Here is a 25,681-nt window from a genome sequence, read left to right on the forward strand (position 1 = left end):
CTACAGCTCCGGGTACAGCGGGAACTGCTCGGCCAGCGTACGAACCTGCGCCGCAAGCTGTTCGGTGTCGGCATCGGCCTCGGCGATCAGCGCGGCGGCGATGACGTCGGCGACGCGCGCGAAGTCCTCGTCACCGAACCCGCGAGCGGCCAGCGCCGGGGTGCCGATGCGCAGCCCGGAGGTGACCATCGGCGGCCGGGGATCGAAGGGCACCGCGTTGCGGTTCACGGTGATGCCGACGGCGTCGAGCCGGTCCTCGGCTTGCTGCCCGTCGATCGCGGCGTTACGCAGATCCACCAGCACCAGGTGCACGTCGGTGCCGCCGGTGAGGACTGTGATTCCCGCGTCCTTCACGTCGGGCCGGCTCAGCCGCTCCGCCAGGATCCGCGCACCGCGCAGGACCCGCTGTTGGCGTTCGGCGAACTCCGGCTGGGCAGCCATCTTGAATCCGACCGCCTTGGCCGCGATGACGTGCTCCAGCGGTCCGCCCTGTTGGCCGGGGAACACCGCGGAGTTGATCTTCTTGGCGATGTCGGCCTCGTTGGTGAGGATGACGCCGCCCCGGGGCCCGCCCAGAGTCTTGTGCGTCGTGGAGGTCACGACGTGGGCGTGCGGCACCGGCGACGGGTGCAGACCGGCGGCGACGAGGCCCGCGAAGTGAGCCATGTCGACCATCAGGTAGGCACCGACCTCGTCGGCGATCTCACGGAACCGGGCGAAATCCAGCTGCCGCGGGTAGGCCGACCATCCGGCGATGATCAGCTGCGGCTTGTGCTCGCGCGCCGCCTCGGCGACGGCGTCCATGTCGATGAGGAAGTCCTCCTTGGACACCCCGTACGCGGCGACGTTGTACAGCTTGCCGGAGAAGTTCAGCCGCATGCCGTGGGTCAGGTGCCCACCGCAGTCCAGGGACAGGCCGAGAATCGTGTCGCCCGGCTTGATCAGCGCGTGCATGACCGCGGCGTTGGCCTGGGCACCCGAATGTGGTTGCACATTGGCGAATTCCGCCCCGAACAACGACTTCACCCGGTCGATGGCGAGCCGTTCGACCACGTCGATGTGTTCGCAGCCGCCGTAGTAGCGCCGGCCGGGATACCCTTCGGCGTACTTGTTGGTCAGCACCGAGCCCTGGGCCTGCATGACCGCGAGCGGTGCGTGGTTCTCCGAGGCGATCATCTCCAGGCCCAACCGCTGCCGGTGCAGTTCGTCGCCGATCGCCGAGTAGATCTCGGGATCGAAGTCGGCCAGGCGTTCGTCGAGGATGCTCATGGCTAGGCCTCGCTCTTCTCTGTGTACTCGGCTGCGGTCAACAGGTTTCCCGCCTCGGTCGCCTGGACCTCGAACAGCCAGCCCGATCCGTACGGATCAGAGGTGACCAGGGCGGGATCGTCGACGGCTGCGGTGTTGACTGCCGTGACGGTGCCGGTCACGGGCGGATACAGCTCGGACACGGTCTTGGTGGATTCCACCTCACCGCAGCTTTCGCCCGCGGTGATGGTCGACCCGACCTCGGGCAGGTCGAGGAACACCAGGTCACCGAGCGCGGCGGCGGCGACCGAGGTGATGCCGACCTTGACCGGCGTGTCCGGCAGTGCGGCACCGGGGGCGATCAGCACCCATTCGTGTTCCTCGGTGTAGCTACGGTCATCGGGGATTGTCTGATTCGTCATGTCGGGGGTCCTTTCAGCTGCGGCGGTAGAACGGGGCGGGGGTGACTTCGAACTGCTCTTTGTTGCCGCGGATGTCGACCTGCAGCACGGTTCCGGGTTCGGCCAGACCCGTGTCGAGGTAGGCCAGTGCGATCGGGTAACCAAGGGTCGGCGACAACGCGCCTGACGTCACCATTCCCACCGCGGCCCCGTCGTTCTCGACGGTGTAACCGGCCCGGGCCGCGCGACGGGTTGCACCCTTCAGCCCGACCAGGACGCGCGAGACCGGCTGCTCGGAAAGTCCTTGCAGCGCCTCACGTCCGATGAACTCCTTACCCAGGCGGACCACCTTGCCGAGGCCCGCCGCATACGGGTTGAGCTCGCGGGTGAGCTCGTGTCCGTAGAGCGCCATCCCGGCCTCGAGCCGCAAGGTGTCGCGGCAGGCCAGACCCGCAGGCAGCCCGCCGACCTCGCTGGTGGCGGCCAGCAAGGACCGCCACAACGCCACGGCCTGCGCGTTGGGCACGTAGAGCTCGAAGCCGTCCTCGCCGGTGTAGCCGGTACGCGCCAACAGCACATCGATGCCGCCGACCTGTGCCGCAGTCACCGCGTAGTACTTGAGGTGCGCGACCAGTTCCAGCTGCTCGTCCGGCACCAGTGAGCTCACGATGCCTTCCGCTGCGGGCCCCTGAACTGCGATCAGTGCGGTACTGGTGGACTGGTCGTCGACGTCGGCGTCGAATTGTGCCGCGCGTCCGGCCAATTCGCGTGCCACGGTCGGGGCGTTCGCGGCATTGGCGACCACCAGGAAGCGGTCGTCGCCGAGCCGGTACACCACCAGATCGTCGATCACCCCGCCGTCGGCGTCGCACATGAGCGAGTACTTGGCCCGGCCGATAACGATCTTGGACGCCTCGCCGACCAGCGCGAAGTCCAGCGCCTCGGCGGCCTGGGGTCCGGTGACCGAGATTTCGCCCATGTGGGACAGGTCGAACAGCCCGGCAGTCTCACGGACCGCCTTGTGCTCGGCCAGTTCACTGCCGTACTTCAGCGGCATTGCCCACCCGGCGAAGTCGGTGAATGCGGCGCCCAGTCCCCGATGTTCGTCGAGCAGCGGGGAAGCCGGGGTGTTGTTGTCGGTCATGCAAAAACCTCCTGAAGGCTCTCGGCGATGTCGGTCTGGAACGCCTCGGGTGCAGGGCACGAGCAGGCGAGATTGCGGTCGCCGTGCACGCCGTCGATGCGGCGAACCGGTGGCCAGTACTTGTTGAGCCGCAGGGAGGCAACGGGATACGCCGCGTACTGCCTGCTGTAAGGCAGGCCCCACTCGGCGTCGGTGACCTGTTCTGCGGTGTGCGGGGCCTGCCGCAGCGGGCTGTCCTCGAGCGCCCACTCCCCCGCGCCGACGCGGCTGATCTCGTCGTGGATGCTGATCATCGCCGCGATGAACCGGTCCAGTTCGGCCAGGTCCTCGGATTCGGTGGGCTCCACCATGAGCGTTCCGCTGACCGGGAAGGACAGTGTCGGAGCGTGGAAACCGTAGTCGATCAACCGCTTTGCGACGTCCTCCGCGGTCACTCCGGTGCGCTTGGTGATCTCCCGGAGGTCGAGGATGCACTCGTGCGCGACCAACCCGGTCTCCCCGGTGTAGAGCACCGGGTAATGCCCGGTCAACGACTTCGCGAGGTAGTTGGCGCCCAGCACCGCGGCCTTGGTGGCCGCGGTCAATCCGTCCGGACCCATCAGCGCCAGGTAGGCCCAGGTGATCGGCAGAATGCCGGCCGAACCGTAGTTGGCCGCCGAAACCGGCGCCGGGCCGTCCTGCAGCGGGTCGCCGGGCAGGAACGGTGCCAGGTGGGCGCGGACCGCGACGGGCCCGACGCCCGGGCCACCGCCACCGTGCGGGATGCAGAACGTCTTGTGCAGGTTGAGATGTGAGACGTCGCCGCCGAACTCGCCCGGTTTGGCCAGCCCCACCAGTGCGTTCAGGTTGGCGCCGTCGACGTAGACCTGCCCGCCGGCGCGGTGGACGAGATCGCACACGGTGCGGACATCGGTTTCGTACACACCGTGTGTGGACGGGTAGGTGAGCATGATCGCCGCGACCTGTCCGTCGTGGCCGGCCAGCTTGGCCTCCAGGTCATCGTGGTCGATGTTGCCGTTGGCGGCCGTCTTCACCACGACCACCCGCATCCCGGCCAGGACCGCCGAGGCCGCATTGGTGCCGTGTGCGGACTGCGGGATGAGGCAGACGTCGCGGTGGTCCTCCCCGCGCGACCGGTGGTAGCCGTTGATGGCCAGCAGGCCGGCGAGCTCACCCTGAGATCCGGCGTTGGGCTGCAACGAAACCCGGTCGTAGCCGGTGATCTCGGCCAGCCAGGTTTCCAGGTTTCCGATCAGCTCGACGTAACCCGCGGTCTGCTCGGCCGGCGCGTACGGGTGGATACCGGCGAACCCGGGCCAGCTGATCGGCTCCATCTCGGCAGCGGCGTTGAGCTTCATGGTGCAGGATCCGAGCGGAATCATGGTGCGGTCCAGTGCCAGATCCCGGTCCGAGAGCTCGCGCAGGAAACGCAGCATCGCCGTTTCCGACCGGTGCGAATGAAACACGGGGTGCTGCAGGTACTCCGAGGTGCGCAGCAGGTCGGCGGGAAGCGCGAACAGATGATCGGCGGCTGCCGGCGATGCACCGAACACGTCGAGCACGCGCCCGACGACCTCGTCGGTGGTGCACTCGTCGCAGGAGATGCCGACGTGTTCGGCGTCGACCAGCCGCAGGTTGATACCGACCCGGTCGGCCGCCGCCACGATCTCATGAGCGGTGCCCGGGGCACGCACCAGCACGGTGTCGAAGAACCCGTCGTGGACGATCTCGCGACCGGCGGCCCGCAGACCGTCGGCCAGCGCGGCGGCGTGCCGGTGGACACGGGTTGCGATGGCGCGCAACCCTTCCGGTCCGTGGTAGGCGGCATACATGGCGGCGACGTTGGCCAGCAATGCCTGCGCGGTGCAGATGTTGCTGGTCGCCTTGTCGCGGCGGATGTGCTGCTCACGGGTCTGCAGTGCGAGCCGGTAGGCGGGCTTGCCGTCGACATCGACCGATACGCCGACCAGGCGGCCGGGCAGCATGCGCTCCAAACCGGATCGCACCGCCATGTACCCGGCGTGGGGTCCGCCGAAGAACAGCGGCACGCCGAATCGCTGAGCCGAGCCGACCGCGATGTCCGCGCCCTGCTCGCCGGGGGCCGTGATCAGGGTCAGCGACAGCAGGTCGGCGGCGACCGTGGTGAGCATGCCGCGTTCGCCCGCCGCGGCGATGAGCGGGGCGAGGTCACGGACCAGTCCGCTCGCACCCGGGGACTGGAAGACCACACCGAAGGCGTCACCGTCCGGCAGCGCCTCGGTCAGATCGGCGACCACGACCTCGATGCCGACGGCCTCGGCCCGCCCGCGCACCACCGCGAGCGTCTGCGGCAGGCAATCGGCGTCCAGAACCACACGGTTGGACGACACGGACTTGTTGGCCCGTCGCATCAACAGCATCGCCTCCACCACCGCGGTGGCCTCATCCAGCAGCGATGCACCGGCCACCGGCAACGCGGTGAGGTCTTCGATCAACGTCTGGAAGGTGAGCAGCGCCTCCAGTCGGCCCTGCGAGATCTCCGGCTGGTACGGCGTGTAGGCGGTGTACCAGGCAGGCGACTCGAGCATGTTGCGGCGCAGGACAGCGGGAGTGATGGTGTCGGAATACCCCAGACCGATCATCTGAATCCGCTGTTGATTGCGGTCGGCCAGCTCGCGCAGCGCCGCGAGCACCTGCTGTTCGGACCGCGCGGCGGGCAGCCGCAAGTCTTCGGGGCAGCGGATCTGCTGCGGCACCGCGCTGTCGATCAACTCATCGGTGGTTGCGAACCCGAGAGCGTCCAGCATGTGCCGCTCGCCCACACGGTCGGGGCCGATGTGGCGGTCGCGAAAAGAGCTGTCGTCGTTGACAATTGCGGTGCACTCAGGCATGAGGTGACTCCGGTTTCGGGCATCGCGATTACACGATGCGTCGTGAAGTGACACCTCCCCGCTCTGTCCTGAAACCTGAGAGCTTTAGCGCGTTGCGCTTGTCCCCTTCGGTAAGCGCGATAGCGCTGTTCTCCAGAGTTGTCTCGACACTGCGGTATTGGGCCTGAGAGATTCCCGGGGAGGAGTTGCTCCTACGGCGCCTCCGGAATCGGAGGTTCTCCCACAATGCGTCAACGACGTATTGAGTTATGTGACGGATGCTACTCGATTACGGCGCTGTGGCCGCAACTTCTCCGTTGACGGGCAGATTTGACACCCGTCCAGCGACCATGAGCGACACGATGTCGAACACCACGGTGGCCGCTGCCACGGTCGTGATCTCGGCATGGTCGTAGGCGGGGGCCACCTCGACGACGTCGGCGCCGACGATGTTGAGCCCGGACATCTTGCGCAGCATCTTCAGCAGTTCGCGCGAGGTGAGGCCACCGGCTTCGGGAGTGCCGGTGCCCGGGGCGAAGGCCGGGTCGAGCACGTCGATGTCGATCGACAGGTACACCGGGAGGTCGTCGACCCGGCGGCGCACCACGTCGACGGCCGCGTCCGTGCCGATCACGTCGAGGTCACCGGCCCGGATGATCTTGAACCCCATGCGGGCGTCGTCGTCGAGGTCGATCTGGTCGTAGATCGGGCCGCGGATGCCGACGTGGATCGAGTGATCCTCGATGAGCAGCCCTTCCTCGAACGCCCGCCGGAAGATCGTGCCGTGGGTGACCGGGGCGTTGAAGTAGGTGTCCCAGGTGTCCAGGTGGGCGTCGAAGTGGACCAGCGCGACGGGACCGTGCTTGGCGTGCAGGGCCCGCAGGTTCGGCAGCGCGATGGTGTGGTCACCGCCGATCGACACGATCCGGCGGTCGCCGCCGGCCAGGATGTCGGAGGCATGATCCTGGATCTGCTGGCAGGCCTCGGCGATGTTGTACGGCGTGACCGCGACGTCGCCGGCGTCGACAACCTGCACATGGTCGAGCGGCGCGACGCCGAGTTCGACGTGATAGCCGGGGCGAAGCGTGCGCGCGGCCTGGCGGACGGCCATCGGACCGAACCGGGCACCGGGCCGGTAGGAAGTGCCGCCGTCGAAGGGCACGCCGAGGATCGCGATGTCATAGTCGGACACCTCGTGGATGTCGGCGATCCGGGCGAAGGTGCCCTTCCCGGCGTAGCGGGGGACCTTGGTGGCGGGCAGTGCGCCGATGATGCCGTTCTGCGTGCTCATCTGTGGTTTCCAGCCTTTCGACTCGCCGGTTTGTTGAGAGTCAGCATCACTCCCGGCGCACACCCGTAGCGAGCAGATAATGCCCAAACACTGACGAGTCCCTTTGAGCAATTGCACAATCACTATCGTCAGAGCCGCACGTCAGCCATTGATCGATGGAGGTCCGCGATGCGTCTGTCCACCCGTAACCAGCTCACCGGCACGGTCACCGAGGTCACGATCGGCGCCGTCATGGCGACCGTGAAGGTCAAGCTCGACGGCGGTGACCAGATCGTCACGGCCTCCATCACGAAGGAGGCCATCGAGGAGCTGGGCCTGGCGCCGGGCACCGCGGCGACGGTGCTGGTCAAGTCCACCGAGGTGATGCTCGGCGTCGACTGACGTCGGGGAATTCGGAACCATGATGGCCGAGGCACTGCCACTGCCCGATACCGGCAGCACCTCAGTCGATCTCACCGAGCAAGTGGTACGCGTGTCGGCGTTCTACGCCAGTGCCCGCGGTGAAGTATTCGCCCAGCTGCTTGCGGCGTGCGTCGAAGATCAAACGGGCGCAGCGTATTTCTGCGAGTACTTCCTCGGTGGCCGACGCGCGGCGATCACCGAACTGTGGCAGCGCGGGGTGGAGCGCGGCGACGCCGACGCGGACATCGCGATCGATGACGTCATCGACATCCTGTTCGGGCCGCTCATCTTCCGCCGCATGACGGGGCATTGTGTGCTCACCGAGGAGAACGCCCGCCGGCTGGCCCGAACCGCTCTGCGGGGATTGCTTCCCGCCTAGCTCACGTGCACCCGCAGCCACCGGCGGCAAAAAGCTGGCCATCTCACGCCTGCTCGGCATCTCGCGCGCCATGCTGTGCGAGCATCGGCGGGCAGAGCCGCTGGCCTTCGAATCACCAGAGGGAGTCCATGGATGAAGAGGCTGCTTGCGCGCCTGAAGGGCGTTCCGTCGAAACCGGATCACGTGGACAGTGAGCCGGACGGCGATGGCGTGCTGGTCAATGCGTACTGCACCCGCAGCGATGTTCCGGTGCCCGGTTTCCCGCATGCCTTGAACGGCCACCGCGACCTTTCCGATCCGGAGCTTGCGCAGCACCTGGCGGGATTCGCGGGCTATGTACTGAGTCGCGGAGATGGCCAGATGACGCGCACTCGCTATCACGTCATGCGGCACCTGCAACGCGTGCAGCAGCATTGGAGCCTGACCATCGATGAAGCGCAGCTCGATGCGCTGGCGCAGTGGGCGCAGCGCGCAAATGCGATCGTGGTCCTGCCTGATGGCGGTATCCGCGATCCGCAAGGGCGCGTGCTGTTGTCCGCCGGCGGTGCCGAGGCCGACCCGGGCGCCGCGCTGCCCTACCCCGATCAGGCATGGCAGCGTAAGGCGCGGACCGAGGCCGAACTGGCGGCGAGAAATCTGTCGCCCTCCGCATCCCTGCCGCCGCTGATCTCGGAGCCTGAACTGCGGCAGCGCACGCCGCAGGAGATTGCCGAGCGGGCCTTTGCATTGCTGGCGGTAGCGGTGCGTGCCGAGTCGATGGCCAGCGGCGAGGCGCTGCCGCTGGACACCTTGCTGCAGCGGCTGCCATCGGCCGAGGCCGCGCTCACGCCCAAGGAACGTGCCTTCCTATTCGATCAGGCGCCGACCCAGTCGGAGGTCGCCCAGTTCGGTTGGCGCTACGAGTGCCTTGCCGTGCTGCAGTGGGCCATGGGCCTGCTCGATGTCCTGCCGTTCCCCGATGCGATCTGCGACGTCCCCCGCGCCACGCGCACCATGCTCGATGCGACGGATGTTCAGGGTGTCCTGGGCGCAATGCGCATGCGCTCCGGCAGCGAGATCCTGGACGCGCTCGATCTGCACTATCGGCTTCATTGGCTTGTGCGCCAGGCGCAGCTCAAGGAATTGCCCGCGCCGGAGGGCCTGGACCGCGGTGTGGTCGTCGAGCGCCACTACGCGCTGAACTGGCTGGTGCGATTCGAGGACAGCGCCTGGGACGAGGTGGATACGCCCACCTGAATCCGGCGCCCAGCAAGGCCTAGCTCACTCGCACCCGCAGGTCTCCCCCACCCGCAGCGTCGGCGTGATGTCGTCGTCGGAGTGATCCCCGAGCAATCGGCCCAACGCCAGGCGGGCGAGCGCGTCGACAGGTTGTTGGATCGCGGTGAGCCGCAACTGCCCATAGTCGACGGCGGCGCCGTCGAAGCCGACCACCCGGATGTCCTCGGGCACGCGCAGTCCGGCATCGACCAGTGCACGGACCGTCGCGGCGGCCTGGCCGAATGTTCCGACCACCAGCGCCTGCGGCACGCGTTGCCCGCCACGCAGAAACTCGCCGACCGCGGCGTACGCGCCGGCCGGGGTGAGATCGGTCCGGATGAGCGGGAGATCCTGCCCCACGGCGGAGGCGACGCCCTCGAACCGTTGCTGCACGGTTTCGCGGTCACCGTGCTGGACATCGTCCTCGGTGAAACCGCCGACGAACGCGATGTCACGACAACCATGGACCTCCAGGAGGTGCCGGGTGACGAGTTCGCCGGCATTCACGTGATCAACCCCGACGATGTCGGCTTCCACCTCACCGCGGACGTTGTGCATCCACACCACCGGAATACGTTCCTGCCGACAGAGATTCGCCGTTTGCGGAGCGTTCGCGGCACCGACCACCAGCAGTCCGTCGACACCGACCTCGGAGAACGCGGCGGCGAACTCAAGTTCCCGCTCGGGGTCGTAACCGGTGTTACCGATCAAGGTCAGGTGGTCGCGCGCCCGGGCTTCGATCTCGATCCGCCCCACGAACTCGCCGAACAGAGGCAACGTGAGGTCGGGGACCAACAGGCCGATCTGCCGCCATCGCCGCGACCGGCGCAGCGCCCTGGCCCGCACATCGGGCCGGTAGTTCAGCTCGTCGATCGCACTGATCACCTTGGCCCGCAATAATTCTGACACCGGACGCGGACCGTTGTTGAGCACGTAGCTCACCACCGCCGTCGAGGTGCCGGCGCGGCTGGCCACATCTGCCAGTGTCGGACGTTTCCCACTCACAACGGCTGGACCCTCCGCTCGTCGATGACCGCTCGAAAGAGTTTCAATCACCTCGATTGTGACGGTTCCGCCCACGCTTCGCCTGCCTCACGCTAATCGATTAGAACCGTAACGAGGAGGACCCGTGGTTGTAACCGGACGTTGGTGGAGTGACTGACATGGCATTCGTACGTCTCAGTGGAGTCAGCTACCTCGATCCCGAACTTGTCCACGACAGCTACATCCTGTTCACCGGCGCCGACGGAACGACCCGGGTGATCAACCTCAACGGCACCGTGGTGCACGAGTGGCCGTATGCCGGTGTGCCACCGCGCATTCTGGACCCTGCGCTCAACGGCGGGCGCCTCGGCGACGTCGGGGTGCAGCTGTCCGACAGCGGAGACGCTCGTGGCGGCATCTACGCCAACGGCACCGTCGGCCAACTCGACTGGAACGGCGAGGTCGTCTGGGAGTGGGGCACGCAGGCACCTGGTGGCGCGGCCCGGCAGAACCACGACTGGGAGCTGCTGCCCAACGGCAATCGCCTGATCCTGGTCACCGTTCCCCGGGTGGTAACCGCTCTCGGCGAGCACACCGTGGGCGACCAAGGACTCTACGAGGTCACACCCGAGGGTGAGATCGTCTGGCAGTGGCTGGCCGGCGACCACCTCGACGAGTTCGGATTCTCCGAGGCCGGATGGGACGCGCTGCGCCAGACCGTCGCTCGCGACCCCGACGATCCCTGGGGTTATCTGGAGATGAACAGCGCCAAGACCCTTGGGCCCAACCGGTGGTACATCGACGATCCGGACTCGGTCTTCCACCCCGACAACATCCTGATCAGCTTCCGCAAGGCCAACATCATCGCGCTGATCGACAAGTCGTCCGGAACCATCGCCTGGCAGCTGGGTCCCTACTACGACGCCGAGCCCGGCGCCCAGCACCAGCGGATCAACGTGCACAAGGTCCCACGTCCGGTCGATCAGACCTCCGGGCAGCACAACCCGCACATGATCGCCGCGGGCCTTCCCGGGGAAGGCAACATCCTGGTGTTCGACAACCAGGGCGGCGCCGGGTACCCGGCCGCACCGCTGGGCATCTACGCCGGATCCAGAATTCTCGAAATCGACCCCGCCACCAAGGAAATCGTGTGGCAGTACACCGCTGAAGACTCGGGCCTACCGTCCTGGACCTTCTTCAGTTCGTTCGTCAGCAATGCCCAGCGGCTTCCCAACGGCAACACCCTGATCACCGAAGGGATGCAGGGGCGGCTGTTCCAGGTCACGCCCGACGGCGATGTGGTGTGGGAGTACCACAGCCCGTACCAGGGCCTTGGCGTGGCCGGTGAGCCCGAGGTCAAGCAGACCAGGGTGCCCGGGGTCGACCGGCTCACCCAGACCGCGCTCGTATACCGGTCGCAGGCCGTGCCGTTCGACTGGGTGCCCGCGGGTACCCCGCGCGAACCGCTGCGCGCAGTAGGCACCGAAGCGGGAAGCCGTCCATGACAGCCGGTTTGGCCGTCCGGACACCGGCGGCGAGCGCGCGCCGATACCCGGGCCCGGCCCGGGTGCGGTCGGCGTTCGCGCGGTTGGGTGTCCTGGGTTGGACGGTCGCCGGCCTTGGGATCGCCGCGGCGTTGTGGTCGCTGATCGTGGCGACCGGACGGTTCCCGCGGCAGCTGTTCCCGAGCGTGCCCGAGATCCTCGCCGCCGGGCAGACCCTGTGGACCGAGGGCCTGCTGGCCGACGACATCGTCGCCAGTTTGCGCAGGGCGGCAGTCGGTTTCGCGATCGGTGCCGCCGCCGGGATCGTCGTCGCGGTGTTCACCGCGACCACCAAGCCGGGGCGCAACCTGCTGCAACCTGTGCTCCGGGTGTTCTCGCCGATCCCGACGATCGGCCTTGTCCCCTTGGCGATCCTGTGGTTCGGGCTCGGCGAGAACAGCAAGCTGCTGGTGATAGCACTCGGTGTCTTCGTCCCGGTGTGGATCAACAGCCACTCCGGTTTGGCGAGCACACCGGTCGACTATCTGAAGGCTGCCCGGTGCCTGGGTGCCGGCCGCTGGCAGACGTTGTCCAAGGTGGTGCTGCCCGAAGCCGCCCCCGACATCGCATCGGGTCTGCGGGTGGGGGCTGCGATGGCCTTCGTGCTCATCGTGGTGGCCGAGATGACCGGCACCACCGCGGGTATCGGGTACCGGATCTCCCAGGCACAGCTCTTCTCCCAGGCCGACCGGCTGATCTTCTGCCTGATCATCCTTGGCATCGTCGGCGCGCTGTGCGACCTGCTGGTCGCCTCGGTCACGTCCCCGTTCACCCGTTGGGCTCAAGAGGAGCGCTGATGGCCATCCAGACCCACGACCTCGTGGTGCAGTTCCCCGGCAAGCAGGGGCCGACGCTCAAGGGCATTTCCCTGACCATTCCCGACGGGTCGTTCTCCGTCCTCGTCGGCGCCTCGGGCAGCGGCAAATCGACACTGCTGCACTGTCTGGCCGGGCTCATCATCGCGACCGCCGGATCGGTGACCGACAGTGACGAGGCGGTCACCGCACCGCATCCCCGGCGCGGCGTCGCCTTCCAACGCGATGTGCTGTTCCCGTGGATGTCGGTCGCCGACAACATCGACTTCGCCCTGGCCGCCCGGCGGCTGTCAAAACCTGAGCGCCGGGAAAAGATTCACGAACTGCTGGACTTGGTGGGCCTGCGGGACGAGGTGGCCACCCAGCGCCCCGGTGAGCTGTCCGGCGGTATGCGGCAACGGGTCAGCATCGCCCGCGTGCTGGCCGGGGAGCCGACGGTGATGCTGATGGACGAACCGTTCGCGGCGCTCGATGCACTCACCCGGCTGCGCATGCAGGATCTGCTGATCGATCTGTGGACGCGGTTGAACCGCACGATCGTCTTCGTCACGCACGACATCGACGAGGCGATCCGGCTCGGCGACACCGTCAGTGTGCTGCGCGACGGGCAGATCGCCGATCAGATCACCAACCCGTTGAGTCGCCCCCGGCCGGCCGACGCGCTGGCAGATCAACCCGGCTACAGCGAGATCCGCAAGACCCTGCACCACCAGCTCGGCATCGACCACGCCGTCCACTGATCCCCCACCCCCACAAAGGAACCCATACCGTGAAGACTCCTCTTCGGCGTATCGTCGCCGCAGCAGTTGCCGCTGCCGCACTCACTGTGGCAGCCACCGCGTGCACCGACCCGGGCACCGCGAACGCCGATCAGCTGACCGTCGGATTCGTCGTCGACCCGTCCTGGGCACAGATCCCCGTCGCCGCCGACACCGGCCTGTTCGGCAAGCACAACGTGAACGTCAAGGTGGTGAACTTCCAGTCCGGCGTGGAGGCACTGCAGGCCGCGGCCGCCGGTCAGGTCGACATCACCACCGCGGCCGATGTGCCGACCTCGGCCGCGCTGACCCGCACCCCCACCTTGCGGGTGATCGCCGACGGTTCCCGCTGGGAAGGCTCGCGTATCGTCGCCCGGCGCAGCGCGGGCATCAACACCGTCGCGGATCTGGCCGGCAAGTCGATCGGCACTCCGCTGGGCACGAGTGCTGCCTACTTCGTGTCGAACGCCTTGGCGCAGAACAACATCAAGGCCGAGCTGGTCCAGGTCGCGCCGTCGGCGATCGTCACCGCCGCCACCCAGCGCAATGTCGACGCCGTGTCGATCTTCCAGCCCTACCAGGCGCAGACCATCAAGGCCCTCGGCGACGACGCCGTGGCGCTGACCGGCGGAACCTACAACCAGCACAGCCTGTTCGTCGCCACCGAATCGGCCGTCTCGACCAAGGGCACGGCGATCACCGCCTTCCTCGCCGCACTCGGTGACGCCGGCACTGCCCTGTCCCAGCACGACAAGGCCGCCACCGACGCCGTTGCCAAGGCCACCCAGCTGGACCCCGAACTGTTGGGCACCGTGCTCGACGAGTTCGACTTCACCCTTCAGCTGAAGCCGGACCTGGCCGCCAAGCTGGCCGAACTGGGCGCGTGGGCCAAGACGCAGAAGTCCATCGACCCGGGCACGCAACTGCCCGACTACGCAAAGTTCCTCGACAATCAGTTCCTGCCGCAGTCGGCCCCATAGGCGCGGAGCCGATGACGGAAACACCGCCTTCCGGTAGTGCAGCGGTCGACACAATGGCAGCCATGACCAGAAATCGCCTACTCGCCGCTGCGGCCGCCGCGGCCGTGCTCACCGGCTGTACGACAGCCACCCAACCCGGGCTGCATCCCGGGCAGTTACTCACCGCACGGCCGCTGACCACCACCGCCGCGCTGCCCAGCGGTGAGACCCGGTTGATCACCTACGTCTCCGACGATGCGCATGGCCAACCCATCGTGGTGTCAGGCACCGTGGCCGTCCCGAAGTCGCCGCCGCCCGAGGGCGGCTGGCCGGTGATCTCCTGGGCCCACGGCACCACCGGCTACGCCGACACCTGCGCCCCCTCGGTCGATACGCCCGACGGTCTGGCCCACGACTACCTCGGACCGGTGACCACGATGCTCGACACCTGGGTGGCGCGCGGCTACGCCGTCGTCCAAACCGACTACCAGGGGCTGGGCACCCCCGGCGGGCATCCCTACGTCGACGGCACCAGCGAGGCGAACACCGTCACCGACATCGTGCGGGCGGCCCGCGAACTGAACTCCGGCATCGGCACGGACTGGGTTGCCATCGGCCACAGCCAGGGCGGGCAGGCCGCGCTGTTCACCGCGCAGGATGGTGGGCAGCGCGCACCCGAACTCGATCTGAAAGGCGCGGCGGCACTCGCACCCGGCGGGGTGGGGATGAGCCAGGCAGTCGACTTTGCACGCTCCGGAAGTCCGGAAGCCGTTGGAACACAAGCTTTCCTACCACTGCTGGTACTCGGCGCCGCCGTGGTCGATCCGGCCATCGAGCCGGATGAGATCTTCACACCGCAAGCGCAGCCCTTGTTGACCGCGGCCCGCACTGCGTGCATCGGTCAGATCCGCGCCGTCGCACCGGTGCCATCGGCACAGGTCTTCGCGGCGGATGCGAATGTGACCCCGCTGCAGGACTACCTCGGCCGCCAAGATCCGACCCGCCTCAGCCCGGGGGTACCGGTCTTGATCGGGCAGGGCACCGCCGACACCGCGGTTACCCAACCTGGTGTCGACGCACTGGCAAAAGCCCTGTGCGACAAGGACGTCGCAGTCGACTACCGGGTGTATGCCGGCCAGGACCACCGTGGCGTCATCGGCGCCTCACTACCGGACGTACAGGACTTTGTGAACACCGTGATGGCCGGGAAAACGGTCAGCACCTGTCCACGCTGACACCTACCTACAGTGCCCGAGCCCGCTGGTCACGCAACCGCAGCAGTGCCGTCCCGAACGCGCCGACCACCACCAGGTCAGAGGCCACCCCGCTGCTGACCGTCGCCAGCAGCCACCCGGCGACGCCGGTGGCCAGGACGAACGGCGGCAGCCACTCGAACACCTGCGACCATGACGGCACCGGATGGTGGGTGTGCGCAGCGTCCTTGGCGCGGGCGTACTCGGGATAGAACTCGGTGACGGCCACCGCGAAGAACAGCGCGGCCAGCTGAAGAATCCACCCGGTCCAGAAGTTGTCGGTGCTGCCGTAGACCACATCGCCGAGGAAGCCGACCGAGGCCGAGAAGCCGAATGCCGCCGCCCACACGGCGGTCACCACCATGTTGGTGCGCTTGAACAGCGGCGTGTCCCAATGGTCCGGCGGGGTGACGTCGCGCGCGTACGCCGTCGTGTACGGCCGGCCGATCATCAGGCTGACCAGGGCGAAAATCGCCAACGAGGCGTTCGTGATCTCCCCCGACCACATCTCCAGCCACGTCTTCTGCCCTCTGGAGGCCACCAGGCCGACGACGGCCAGCACCACGAAGAAGGCCACGCCGAGCATCTCGAGCACGTGCACCGGAATGTTGCGGCGACGGTCCAGTGCCAGAACCAGCAGCGAGAATCCGAGCGCACCCCACACGGCGATCTCATAGCGGCCGGGACCGGCAAGGATCGCCATCAGAGCCCACGGCACGATTCCGGACAGCGGGGAGTCCAGAAACGCATCGAGGGCTTTTCCGGGCACGCGACGACGGTAGGGGACGCAGCTGGGAAAATCCCAAGACTTCAGGTTCCCCGGAGGCGGACCATGGAGTCATGGCCTCCGACCTGGAAACCCGTGTCGACGAGATCGCCCCGGACATCTACCGGCTGTCCACCTGGATACCCGGGATCACCGAGCACGGCTTCACCTTCAACCAGTTCCTGCTGACCGGAGACGAACCGTTCCTGTTCCATACCGGTCAGCGGTTCCTGTTCCCGCAGGTCTCCGCGGCCATCGATCGGGTCCTGCCGCTGGCCCGGCTGCGCTGGATCTCGTTCGGGCACCTGGAAGCCGACGAGTGTGGCGCGGTCAACCAGTTCCTGGCGGCCGCACCGCATGCCGAGGTGATCCACGGACCGCTGGCCATCATGTTGTCGCTGAACGACATGTGCGACCGTCCTCCCGTCACCGCGCCCGCGGAGACCCCGCACGACGTCGGCGGACACCGCCTGCGCTTCATCGCCACACCGCACGTGCCGCACAATTGGGAAGCCGGGCTGTGGTTCGACGAGGCGACGTCGACGCTGCTCGCCGGTGACCTGTTCACCCACACCGGCCAGTGTCCGGCCCTCACCGAGTCTGATTGTGTGGCACCGGCATTGGAAGCCGAGGCGCTGTTCCAGGCCACCGGCCTGACCACGAATCTGATGCCCACTTTGGCCCAGCTCGCCGAGCTGAACCCCACCACCTTGGCGATCATGCACGGCGCGTCGTACCACGGCGACGGGGCCGGGCAGCTACGCGCGCTGGCCGACGGTTACACAGGGTTTTTCGGCGCGTCATAACCCGCCCTGATTACGGGCGATGCGTAGCCTTGGCGCGGTGAAGGCGTGGCAACCGGTGGGCGCCCTGCTGGCTGCGGGTGTGCTGTTGTCGGGCTGCCAATCGAGTATCGAAGGCACCCCGAGCACCAGCCCGCAATCACCGACCGAGCCCAGTTTCCCGACCGCGCGGCCCACGCGGTCCAGTCCGGCGCCCTCGCCGAGCACCACCGCCGCGGCCCCGCCCAGCAGCTCCCATGCGCCGTCCGGCGCCACCCCGCTGCAGCCGGAGAACGGGTACGTCTTCATCGAGACCAAATCGGGGCGGACCCGCTGCCAGCTGTCCAAGCAGGATGTCGGCTGCGAATCGAACTTCACCAATGCACCGGTGATCGACGGCGAACACGCGAACGGCATCAGGCTCACCCCGGATGGCCAGATCAAGTGGGTAGTGGGCAACCTCGGTGACATTCCGGTGGTCACCCTCGACTACCGCACGTACAGCGCGGTGGGCTGGACCATCGATGCGCGCGAGGACGGTACCCGCATCAGCAATGACGGCAGCGGGCACGGAATGGTCATCGCTGTCGAAGGGGTGAGAACCTTCTAGAGCTTCTAGAGTTGGTCAATGACTATCGCTCAGCGGGAGCGTGCCGCCCTGGTCGAGTCCATGCGCGCCGCGGGCCCTGATGCGCCCACCCTCTGTGAGGGCTGGACTGCCCGTGACCTGGCCGCCCATCTCGTCGTGCGCGAGCGTCGACTCGACGCCGCCCCCGGCATCCTGGTGCCTCAGCTCGCGGGCTACACCGAGCGCGTGCAGCAGAAGGTCACCGAAAGCACCGAATGGGGCGACCTGGTGGACCAGATCGCTGCGGGCCCTCCGCTGTACTCCCCGTTCAAGCTGTTGGACCCGTTGGTCAATGTGGCCGAGATGTTCATTCACAACGAGGATGTGCGCCGGGCCCAACCAAACTGGGAGCCAAGGCATCTCGACAGTGCGACGGTATCCGCACTGTCGCGCGGGATCGCCGCGATGGCCCGGATGTCGATGGGCAGATCCCCGGCCCGGGTGGCATTGACCACCCCCGCGGGCAAGACGCTGGCCACCGTCGGCGCCGGTCCGGCGGTGACAGTGACCGGGGAGCCGGGCGAGCTGCTGTTGTTCGCCGCGGGCCGAGAGCCGGCCCGCGTGACGTTCGCGGGCGACGACGATGCCGTCGCCGCGCTGCGCGCCGCCCGTCGCGGACTGTAAAACACCAGGCAGTCCCCCGCTTTACTCCTTCTTGATCATGCGTTGAATCGCCACCCCGACGATTAGCGCGTGAGTACGCTTTCATCGGTGGAACTGGAGGTTTTGGGACCTCTTCAGGTCCGATTGGACGGTGCGACCGTCGTGATACCGGGCGCGAAGCCGCGCGCCATCCTCACGATGCTCGGTCTGCACGGCGGTGCGGTGGTACCCGCCGACGTGCTCATGGAATTGCTCTGGGGCGACGATCCGCCACGCACCGCCGCCAAGGCCCTACAGACCCATATCTCCGCATTGCGTCACGCCCTCGGCGACGGCTTCGTGCTGACCGAGGGCATCGGGTGGCGTCTGAACACGGCCGAGACTGATGCCTCGCGATACAAGTCGCTCACCAAATCGGGCCGGGACGCCTTCAGCTCCGGTGACACCAGCGGTGCGGTGGCCCGGTTCGATGAGGCGGTAACCCTGTGGCGGGGAATCCCGGAACTGCCCGACGGCCGGCCGGGAGCATCCGAGAAGACCCGGTGGATCGAGAGCCACGCCGCACTGATCGAGGACCGGGCCGATGCACTCCTTGCGACTGGCCGTGCCGCGGAGATCATCGGCGATCTCGAAGCTGCCGTTGCGGATGCGCCGTTGCGCGAAAGACGTTGGGGCCAACTGATGCTCGCGCTGTACCGTGCCGGCAGGCAAGGTGAGGCGCTCGGCGCCTATCGACGGGCCCGCTCGCTGTTGGCCGATGAGCTCGGAGTCGACCCCGGACCCGAGCTTCGGCGGCTGGAGGCCGCGATCGTCGCCCAGGATGCCGAGCTCGAGGTCCCTGCGACGCAACATGTTCCGTCAGTGACGCGGGCAGTGACCTTCCTGCTGACGGATATCGAGGGGTCGACCGCCGCATGGGAGGCAGACGCCGATGCCATGGCGCTCGCCCTGGCGCGGCACGACGAGCTCGTCGAACAGGTTGTCACATCCCGCGGCGGACGGCTGATCAAGACGCGTGGCGAGGGTGATGCCACATTCTCGGTCTTCGACCGCCCGTCAGCGGCCGCGGCCGCCGCGATCGAGTTGCAGGACGCGATCTTCCACGAGCCGTGGGAGCTGGCCGAGCCGATGCGCATCCGTGTGTCGCTGCACACCGGCGAGGCCGAGCTCCGTGACGGCGACTACTTCGGTCGCGCCGTCAACCGCGCCGCCCGCCTGCGTTCACAGGCCTCGGGCGGTCAGATCCTGTGTTCGGGTGCGACTGCAGAGCTGGTCATCGATTCCTTGTCCGACGACGTTGCGCTCGCCGATCTGGGCATGCACCAGTTGAAGAACCTGGCACGGCCCGAGCACATCTTCGAGCTCCGCCTCCAGACCGCCGAAAGCTCACCGCCGACAGGTGATACGCCGATCGAGCGGCCGGCGATGCCCGCGGTGCTCGGCGGGCCCGGCCCGTTCGTCGGGCGTGGTCGTGAGCTCGCAGAACTTCTCGCCGCCTGGCAGTCGGCGCTCACCGGTGGCACGGCCGCGGTCCTGATCGCGGGCGAACCAGGTGTGGGCAAAACCCGCCTGGCCGGCGAATGGTGCCGGCAGGCCTATGAACAGGGCGCGGTCGTGCTGTACGGCCGTTCCGACGAGGACCTCGGTGCCCCCTACCAGCCGTTCGCGGAAGCCCTGCGCACACTCGTGCCCTGCGTCGGCACGAACCAGCTGCGCGGAATGCGTGGCATCGAGGCACTACTGCCCCTGGTGCCCGGTCTGACCGACGTCCTCCCCGATCTCGCCGCACCGCCCCACGGCGACCCGGACACCGAACGCTATGCACTGTTCGATGCCGTGGTGGCGCTGCTGGGCGTCGCCTCGGTCGACGTACCCATCGTCCTGGTACTCGACGACCTGCACTGGGCGGCCAAGCCCACCCTGCTGCTGCTTCGCCACCTCCTTCGCTTCGGCGAGCACGCCCGAGTGCAGATCATCGGCACGTACCGCAGTACCGACCTCGACCGTTCACACCCGCTGGCGGCGATGCTCGCCGACCTTCACCGCGATGGCAGCGCCAACCGCATTACCCTGGGCGGCCTCGACGAGAACGACGTCAGCACTTACGTTGCCGAGGCCGGATACCACGACGAAGAGTTGGCCCGCGCGTTGGCGTCGGTCACCGGTGGCAACCCGTTCTTCCTCATCGAGGCATTGCGCCATGTGGACGAGAGCGGTGGGCACTGGGACCCGAGCACCCTGCCGCAGGGTGTCCGGGAAGCCGTGAGCCGCAGACTCTCCCGGCTTCCGGTTGAGACGAACAAGGCACTGGCCGCGGCAGCGGTCGTCGGCAGCCAGTTCGCCCTAGAACTGGTCGAGCACGTGGTCGGCCAGGATCTGGTCGACGCGTTCGACGAGGCATGCCAGGCCGGCATCGTCATCGAGGAGCCAGGTGGGCTCTACCGCTTCAACCACGCCATCGTCCGGCAATCGCTGCTCGCCGAACTGGCATCCGTGCGGCGCATGCGGCTGCACCAGCGGATCGCCACAACGTTGGAGACGAAGCCGGGCGCCGACGACGAGCTGCTGGCTGAACTGGCCCACCACTACTTCGAATGTGCTTGGGCGGGAAACGCGGTCAAGGCCGTCGAGTACTGCCGGCGCGCTGCGGACCAGGCGATGGCGCGACTGGCATACGAGGGCGCCGCCGACCTCTACGACCGTGCCCTGCACGCGCTGGAGGAACTCGACGACGAGCTGCCCGACCGCGACGACCAGCGCGTCGAGCTTCTGGTGGCACGCTGTGAGGCGCTGCTGGCTGCGGGCGATGTGTCGTCGGCGGCGGGTGTGGTCACGCAACTGAAAGAGGGAACGCGTGATTCAGCCCGTCTCGCGGCGTGGGCCACGTGCTTCGACGGCCAACTCTCGATGCTCGTCGATCCCGAGCACTTGGACGAGATCGAATCCTCGGTGGCGGCCGCCGCCGCAACGCTGGCCGAATTAAACGACCCCGCAGGGGAAGCCAAAGCCCACACCGTTCGGGCGGGGTGCCTGGCACGCCTCGGGCGCGTCGCCGACTGCGAAGTCGCGTTGGACAACGCGCTCACCGCAGCACGCCAGGCGCATGAGCACCGCTTGGTGAACGCGGTGCTTGCAGGCGCCCCGTTGGCCGCGCTGTGGGGGCCCAATCCGGTTCCGCGTGCGGGCGGGCGGTGCCTTGACGTGGTGCGTCTGCTGCGGATCACCACCGATTCCCCCGCAGTAGAAGCGACGTCGACGCGCTGTCAAGCGGTCCTGGAGGCGTTCCGCGGGCGGGCCGCTGCCGCCCGGCGGATGATCGACTCCGCGCGACGCACGGTCACCGAACTGGGACTGCGCCATGCGCTTCTAGAAGTCGAGCACTTCGCCGGCATCGTCGAGTTGGTGCTCGACGATCCTGACGCAGCCGAGCTGCATCTTCGCCTGGCCTACAACGGCTTCCGCCGGATGGGCCTCGACGCAGACGCCGCCGAGACAGCCGCGCTGTTGGCCCGTGCTTGCCTCTTGCTGGATCGAGACGTTGAGGCCGACGAACTGTGTTCGGAGAGTGAGCGACTGGCGGGGCACGCTCTGAAGGCGTCGATCACCTGGCGGACGGTCCGGGCACAGCTGTTGGCCCGCCGCGGCGCGCACGATGAGGCCCGGCGGGTGGCCGAGGAGGCCGTAGCCATTGCCGAGCGCACCGACGCGTTGGTCGATCACGGTGACGCGCGCCTTGCCTTGGCAACCGTCCTGGGTGACACCGACGACGTTGCCGGCGCACGGGCCGCCGCCGAGCGTGCCGCCGAGCTGTACGAGCTCAAAGGAGCTGTGGCACTGGTCGAAAAGGCGCGCGACCATCTCGGTATGCCGGTACACCCGGCTCCCCCGGCTGCACCCGCTCAGCCCGAAGCGCCGGTCGAGATTCACACCGCGGCCATCGAAGCGACCGAACGTGCTACGGCACTTGTCGAGGCCGGGGCGTGGGACGAATTCGAGCGGATGTTTGCACCCGAAGGCTCAGTAGAGAGTCGGCGCAAGCTCGTCGGCTTCGAGCGGACCGCATTCACACCATACGAAGTGATGCACCAGACGCGGTGCGATCTCGAGAGCGGGGTCATGCGGGCGGATTTTGTCATCTCTGCCGTACGCGGCGAGCAATTCGCAATCGCACGGGTGAGCATAGGCACCGCTGATGAAAGTCCCGGTGCGCCGGAGGACGAGTTTCTACAGCTGTATGGCATCGACGAGGAAGGTCGAATTGCCCTGCAGATTTGGTTCGACCTCGACGACATGGATGCCGCGCTCGCCGAACTCGACGCCCAGTACGCGCGATTCGAGCAAGAACGTTCGCGAGCGTCATTGGAGAACAGCGCGACCCAGATCAACGATCGGATCAATCAGCTGTTCGCCGCCGGCCGTTGGGACGAAATCGGTCCGCTGTTCGCCGACGGAGTCTGGATCGATGATCGGCGGCGGGGAATCCGCGGAGAGCACCACGGCCGCGCCGGCGCACTCCGCAACATCCGCGCGGTCGCCGACTTGGGCGCCGTGAACATCTCGACAACAACTCTTGCGGTGCGGGGCCAACATCTGTGCCTCAGCCATGCAAATGTCTACGGGCGCGACGGTTTCGACGCAGAATCGCTCAACGTAACCGAGGTAGTTGACGGGTTGGTCGAGACCGTCGTCGCTTTCGACGTCGACGACCTCGACGCCGCCATAGCGGATCTCGACGCTCGATACGTCGCCGGTGAAGCGGCGCCTTGTTCGGAAACATGGTCCGCCATCGCGCGGGCCCTTGCTGCATTCAACAGGCGCGAAATGCCCGAGTTCATGCCGGACTGGGTCAACATCGATCACCGGCGAGCGAGAGGGTTCGCGCCCGGCGACCTGACCGCATACATACGTGCCACGTGGGATCTCGCGCCGGACGTCAGCATCTACGCCGAGGCCGTTCTTCGGCTGGGCGGCGTTGGAGCGGTCTTCACTCAGGCGGTCAGCGGTACCTCGCAAGACGGCTTCGACGCCGAATGGCGGGAAGTCTGCCTTGCGAACGTAGAAGGCAACCTGCTCAGCCGCATCGAGATGTTCGACGAGGCCGACCTCGACGCCGCGCTGGCTCGCTTCGATGAACTCAGTCGGTCTGCCCCGAAGCTGGAGAACACGGCAAATCGCACGTACGAACTTCTCCAGAATTACTTGGCGGACCGTGATTTGGATGCGATAGCGACCATGTTGGCCGACGACTTCTGCGGCGACGATCGTCGTCAGTTCGTAGGCTCCGGAGTCCGGCACGGTCGGGTTGCCGCGCTCGAAGACGCACGCGCGGCCGGCGACATCGGCGTCGGGAATACGGCGGCAACCGTCGTTGCCACGCGCGGTGAGCGCCTCGTCCTCAGGCGCTCCCGCTACGAAGTCGGCGACGAGCAGGCCGACGCGTTCCAGGTCAATGTCCTCGAAGTCGTCGTCGTGGATGCCGACGAGCGCATCTCCGCTCTAGTCACCTTCGACCCCGACGACCTCGACGCCGCCTTCGCAGAGCTCGACGCTCGATACCTCGCCGGTGAAGCCGCACCGCATGCGCAGATGTGGTTGCGCACCATGCAGGTTTTTGCCGCGCTCAACCGGCGCGAACTTTTCCCGACCACGCCAGATTGGGTGAACATCGACCATCGGCGGGGGACCCCAGTCGCACCCGGCGAGATGCCTGCGTTGCTAAGCGCCGCATGGACTTTCACGTCTGACCTGAGCCACTTCGTCGACATGGTGCATCGGCTCAACAATCTTGGAGCGGTCTACACCTATATGGCGCACGAAACCTCCCAAGACGGTTTCCACGCCGAGTGGCGAGCGATCAGCGTTATCACGTTCGAAGGAGATCTGGTCAACCGCTGCGAAGTCTTCGACGAGGAAGACCTCGACGCTGCGCTGGCGCGGTTCGAAGAGCTGCTTCCGCCAGTTCGACGTCTCGGGAACACCGCGAGCCGGACATACGACAAGTTCAACGCGTATCTCGCGGGCCGCGACTGGGATGCCATGGCGGCGATGATCGCCGACGATGCCCTCAGCGACGATCGCCGTCGGGTCATCAACAGCGGTATCCAACGCGGTCGGGACGCCCAGATCGCGAATCTGCACGCCGTCGTCGGCCTCGGGGTCAAGAACTCGGAGTCGGTCGTGGTCGCGACCCGCGGGGACCACCTCGCGCTCACTCGTGTTCGCGTATCGGGTGGCCGGCACCGGCCTGAAGCGTTCGGCATCGAGCTGCTGACCATCATCGGAACCCGCACCGACAACAGAATCACGACGAGCGTCTTGTTCGACTCCGACGACTTCGACGCTGCTTCCACCGAACTCGAGGCTCGCTATCTTGCCGGCGAAGCAGCGCCGCATGCACATTCGTGGTCGGCGGTCGTGGGCGCATATGCTGCGCTCAACCGGCGCGAAATGCCCCCGACAACCGCCGATCATGTGAGCGTCGACCACCGGCGAGTGACATCATTCGCACCCGGCGATATCAAGGACTACACCCGCCGCGCCTGGGACCAGATTCCGGACATCAGCTTCCGCATCGAGGCCGTACATCGGTTGAACGATCGCGGCGCAGTAGTAACCCATGCGTTGCACGGAAGTTCGCGGGAGGGCTTCGAGGCGGAGTGGCGCGAGATCCACCTCATGACCCTCGAAGGCGAGCTGTTCAACTGCAGCGAGATGTTCGACGAGGAAGACCTGGACGCTGCGCTCACGCGATTCGACGAACTCAGTCGGCCGACGCCGCACCTCGAGAATGCGGCAAGTCAAGTAGACCAACGATTCTGGGGGCATTTCCCGGATCGGACCTGGCACGCCATGGCCGAGATTCTGACGGAAGACTTTTCCCTTGACGATCGTCGTCAGACGTTGAACGCGGGCCTTCGAAAAGGCCGGGAGACCGAAATCGAGAACGTCAAGGTCATCGCTGATGTCACCGAGCGCGTAGAGGTGACGGCGAATGTCATCGCAACCCGCGGCGAACGCCTTGCCCTTCGTCGTCTTCGCTTCTCCGGGCAAGACCAACAGCCCGACTCGTTCTATACCGAGATGATCGGCATCGTCGAGATCGATGCCAATAGTCAACTAGCGGCTCACGTCGTGTTCGATCCCGACGACATCGACTCCGCCTTCGCAGAACTCGACGCGCGATACCTCGCCGGTGAGGCCGCTGCGTACGCGCGCACATGGTCGGTCATCACAGGCGCCCAAGCAGCGTTCAAACGACACGAAGTCCCCGCGACAACGCCGAACATGCCGTACATCGATCATCGACCGGTCCTGTCGGTCGATGCGGTCGATCTGGCCACATTTGTCGGTGCCGTGTGGGCCGTCATCCCAGAACCCAGCGTCTACATCGAGGCAGTACATCGGCTGACCGAGCTCGGAGCCGTCGTTACCCAGGTGCTGAAAGGAACCTCGCGAGAGGACTTTGACGGTGAATGGCGGCTGATCGACCTTTTCACAGTCGAAGGCAACCTGATCAGCCGCTGTGAAGTGTTTGACGAGGCCGACCTCGACGCAGCGCTCACCCGCTTCGACGAGCTGAGTCACCCGACAACGCCCACTTGAGATCGCCGATAGGCTG

General features: G+C 66.9%; 19 protein-coding genes and 1 riboswitch. Of the genes, 12 read left to right on the plus strand and 7 right to left on the minus strand.

Annotation, left to right across the window (positions count from 1 at the left end; all coding sequences use genetic code 11):
• The 5 genes from glyA to speB all read right to left on the minus strand — a co-directional run bounded on the left by glyA (nucleotide 1) and on the right by speB (nucleotide 6,933).
• On the minus strand, nucleotides 1–1,269 hold the full coding sequence (glyA, locus tag ACWEFV_RS05600; RefSeq protein WP_450069368.1) for a serine hydroxymethyltransferase: 1,269 nt from the start codon (nucleotides 1,267–1,269) through the stop codon (nucleotides 1–3).
• Between the two features lie 2 nt (nucleotides 1,270–1,271).
• Nucleotides 1,272–1,670: a glycine cleavage system protein GcvH gene (gcvH, locus tag ACWEFV_RS05605; protein WP_450069369.1), complete on the minus strand. Its 399-nt coding sequence runs from the start codon at nucleotides 1,668–1,670 to the stop codon at nucleotides 1,272–1,274.
• Nucleotides 1,671–1,683: 13 nt separating this feature from the next.
• Entirely contained in the window at nucleotides 1,684–2,793 is a 1,110-nt protein-coding gene (gcvT, locus tag ACWEFV_RS05610; RefSeq protein ID WP_450069370.1) for a glycine cleavage system aminomethyltransferase GcvT, read from the minus strand.
• Nucleotides 2,790–5,663 carry an aminomethyl-transferring glycine dehydrogenase gene (gene gcvP, locus ACWEFV_RS05615; RefSeq protein WP_450069371.1) on the minus strand — a complete coding sequence of 958 codons (2,874 nt, stop codon included), beginning with the start codon at nucleotides 5,661–5,663 and terminating at the stop codon, nucleotides 2,790–2,792. The genes gcvT and gcvP overlap by 4 nt, the downstream gene beginning before the upstream one ends.
• A 53-nt stretch (nucleotides 5,664–5,716) precedes the next feature.
• A riboswitch (glycine riboswitch) is annotated at nucleotides 5,717–5,809 on the minus strand.
• A 122-nt stretch (nucleotides 5,810–5,931) separates the two neighbouring features.
• Entirely contained in the window at nucleotides 5,932–6,933 is a 1,002-nt protein-coding gene (gene speB, locus ACWEFV_RS05620) for an agmatinase (RefSeq protein WP_135451982.1), read from the minus strand.
• A 168-nt stretch (nucleotides 6,934–7,101) separates the two neighbouring features.
• On the opposite strand from speB, the gene ACWEFV_RS05625 reads away from it, so the two are divergent.
• From ACWEFV_RS05625 to ACWEFV_RS05635, 3 genes are all read left to right on the plus strand, one after another.
• Nucleotides 7,102–7,314: a TOBE domain-containing protein gene (locus ACWEFV_RS05625; protein WP_450069372.1), complete on the plus strand. Its 213-nt coding sequence runs from the start codon at nucleotides 7,102–7,104 to the stop codon at nucleotides 7,312–7,314.
• 22 nt (nucleotides 7,315–7,336) lie between these two features.
• Entirely contained in the window at nucleotides 7,337–7,714 is a 378-nt protein-coding gene (locus ACWEFV_RS05630; RefSeq protein ID WP_450069373.1) for a TetR-like C-terminal domain-containing protein, read from the plus strand.
• A gap of 132 nt (nucleotides 7,715–7,846) precedes the next feature.
• Complete coding sequence (locus tag ACWEFV_RS05635) at nucleotides 7,847–8,950, plus strand: DUF4272 domain-containing protein (RefSeq protein WP_450069374.1); 1,104 nt, start codon at nucleotides 7,847–7,849, stop codon at nucleotides 8,948–8,950.
• A 24-nt stretch (nucleotides 8,951–8,974) separates the two neighbouring features.
• Here ACWEFV_RS05635 and ACWEFV_RS05640 read toward each other — a convergent pair whose 3' ends face one another.
• A complete protein-coding gene (locus ACWEFV_RS05640) occupies nucleotides 8,975–9,946 on the minus strand; it encodes a LacI family DNA-binding transcriptional regulator (RefSeq protein WP_450069375.1) in 972 nt (323 codons plus the stop codon).
• A gap of 188 nt (nucleotides 9,947–10,134) precedes the next feature.
• Between ACWEFV_RS05640 and ACWEFV_RS05645 the strand changes: the two genes are divergently transcribed.
• From ACWEFV_RS05645 to ACWEFV_RS05665, 5 genes are all read left to right on the plus strand, one after another.
• Complete coding sequence (locus tag ACWEFV_RS05645) at nucleotides 10,135–11,460, plus strand: aryl-sulfate sulfotransferase (protein ID WP_450069376.1); 1,326 nt, start codon at nucleotides 10,135–10,137, stop codon at nucleotides 11,458–11,460.
• Complete coding sequence (locus ACWEFV_RS05650; RefSeq protein ID WP_450069377.1) at nucleotides 11,457–12,296, plus strand: ABC transporter permease; 840 nt, start codon at nucleotides 11,457–11,459, stop codon at nucleotides 12,294–12,296. Before ACWEFV_RS05645 ends, ACWEFV_RS05650 begins: the two co-directional genes overlap by 4 nt.
• The gene (locus ACWEFV_RS05655) at nucleotides 12,296–13,054 is read left to right on the plus strand and encodes an ABC transporter ATP-binding protein (protein ID WP_450069378.1); all 759 of its coding nucleotides are present in this window, start codon (nucleotides 12,296–12,298) and stop codon (nucleotides 13,052–13,054) included. The genes ACWEFV_RS05650 and ACWEFV_RS05655 overlap by 1 nt, the downstream gene beginning before the upstream one ends.
• A 29-nt stretch (nucleotides 13,055–13,083) precedes the next feature.
• On the plus strand, nucleotides 13,084–14,052 hold the full coding sequence (locus ACWEFV_RS05660) for an ABC transporter substrate-binding protein (RefSeq protein WP_450069379.1): 969 nt from the start codon (nucleotides 13,084–13,086) through the stop codon (nucleotides 14,050–14,052).
• A gap of 62 nt (nucleotides 14,053–14,114) precedes the next feature.
• Nucleotides 14,115–15,266: a lipase family protein gene (locus tag ACWEFV_RS05665; protein WP_450069380.1), complete on the plus strand. Its 1,152-nt coding sequence runs from the start codon at nucleotides 14,115–14,117 to the stop codon at nucleotides 15,264–15,266.
• Nucleotides 15,267–15,273: 7 nt separating this feature from the next.
• Here the strand turns inward: ACWEFV_RS05665 and ACWEFV_RS05670 are convergent, their stop codons facing one another.
• On the minus strand, nucleotides 15,274–16,053 hold the full coding sequence (locus tag ACWEFV_RS05670) for a hypothetical protein (protein ID WP_135451965.1): 780 nt from the start codon (nucleotides 16,051–16,053) through the stop codon (nucleotides 15,274–15,276).
• A gap of 83 nt (nucleotides 16,054–16,136) precedes the next feature.
• On the opposite strand from ACWEFV_RS05670, the gene ACWEFV_RS05675 reads away from it, so the two are divergent.
• From ACWEFV_RS05675 to ACWEFV_RS05690, 4 genes are all read left to right on the plus strand, one after another.
• Nucleotides 16,137–16,856, plus strand: coding sequence for an oxygen-binding di-iron domain-containing protein (locus ACWEFV_RS05675; RefSeq protein WP_135459799.1), 720 nt, complete (start codon nucleotides 16,137–16,139; stop codon nucleotides 16,854–16,856).
• Nucleotides 16,857–16,875: 19 nt separating this feature from the next.
• Nucleotides 16,876–17,442, plus strand: a complete 567-nt coding sequence (locus ACWEFV_RS05680; protein ID WP_450069381.1) for a hypothetical protein — start codon at nucleotides 16,876–16,878, stop codon at nucleotides 17,440–17,442.
• Between the two features lie 18 nt (nucleotides 17,443–17,460).
• On the plus strand, nucleotides 17,461–18,084 hold the full coding sequence (locus ACWEFV_RS05685; protein WP_450069382.1) for a TIGR03085 family metal-binding protein: 624 nt from the start codon (nucleotides 17,461–17,463) through the stop codon (nucleotides 18,082–18,084).
• Nucleotides 18,085–18,171: 87 nt separating this feature from the next.
• Complete coding sequence (locus ACWEFV_RS05690; protein ID WP_450069739.1) at nucleotides 18,172–25,665, plus strand: BTAD domain-containing putative transcriptional regulator; 7,494 nt, start codon at nucleotides 18,172–18,174, stop codon at nucleotides 25,663–25,665.
• Nucleotides 25,666–25,681 lie beyond the last annotated feature (16 nt).

Source organism: Mycobacterium sp. NPDC004974, assembly GCF_053600815.1.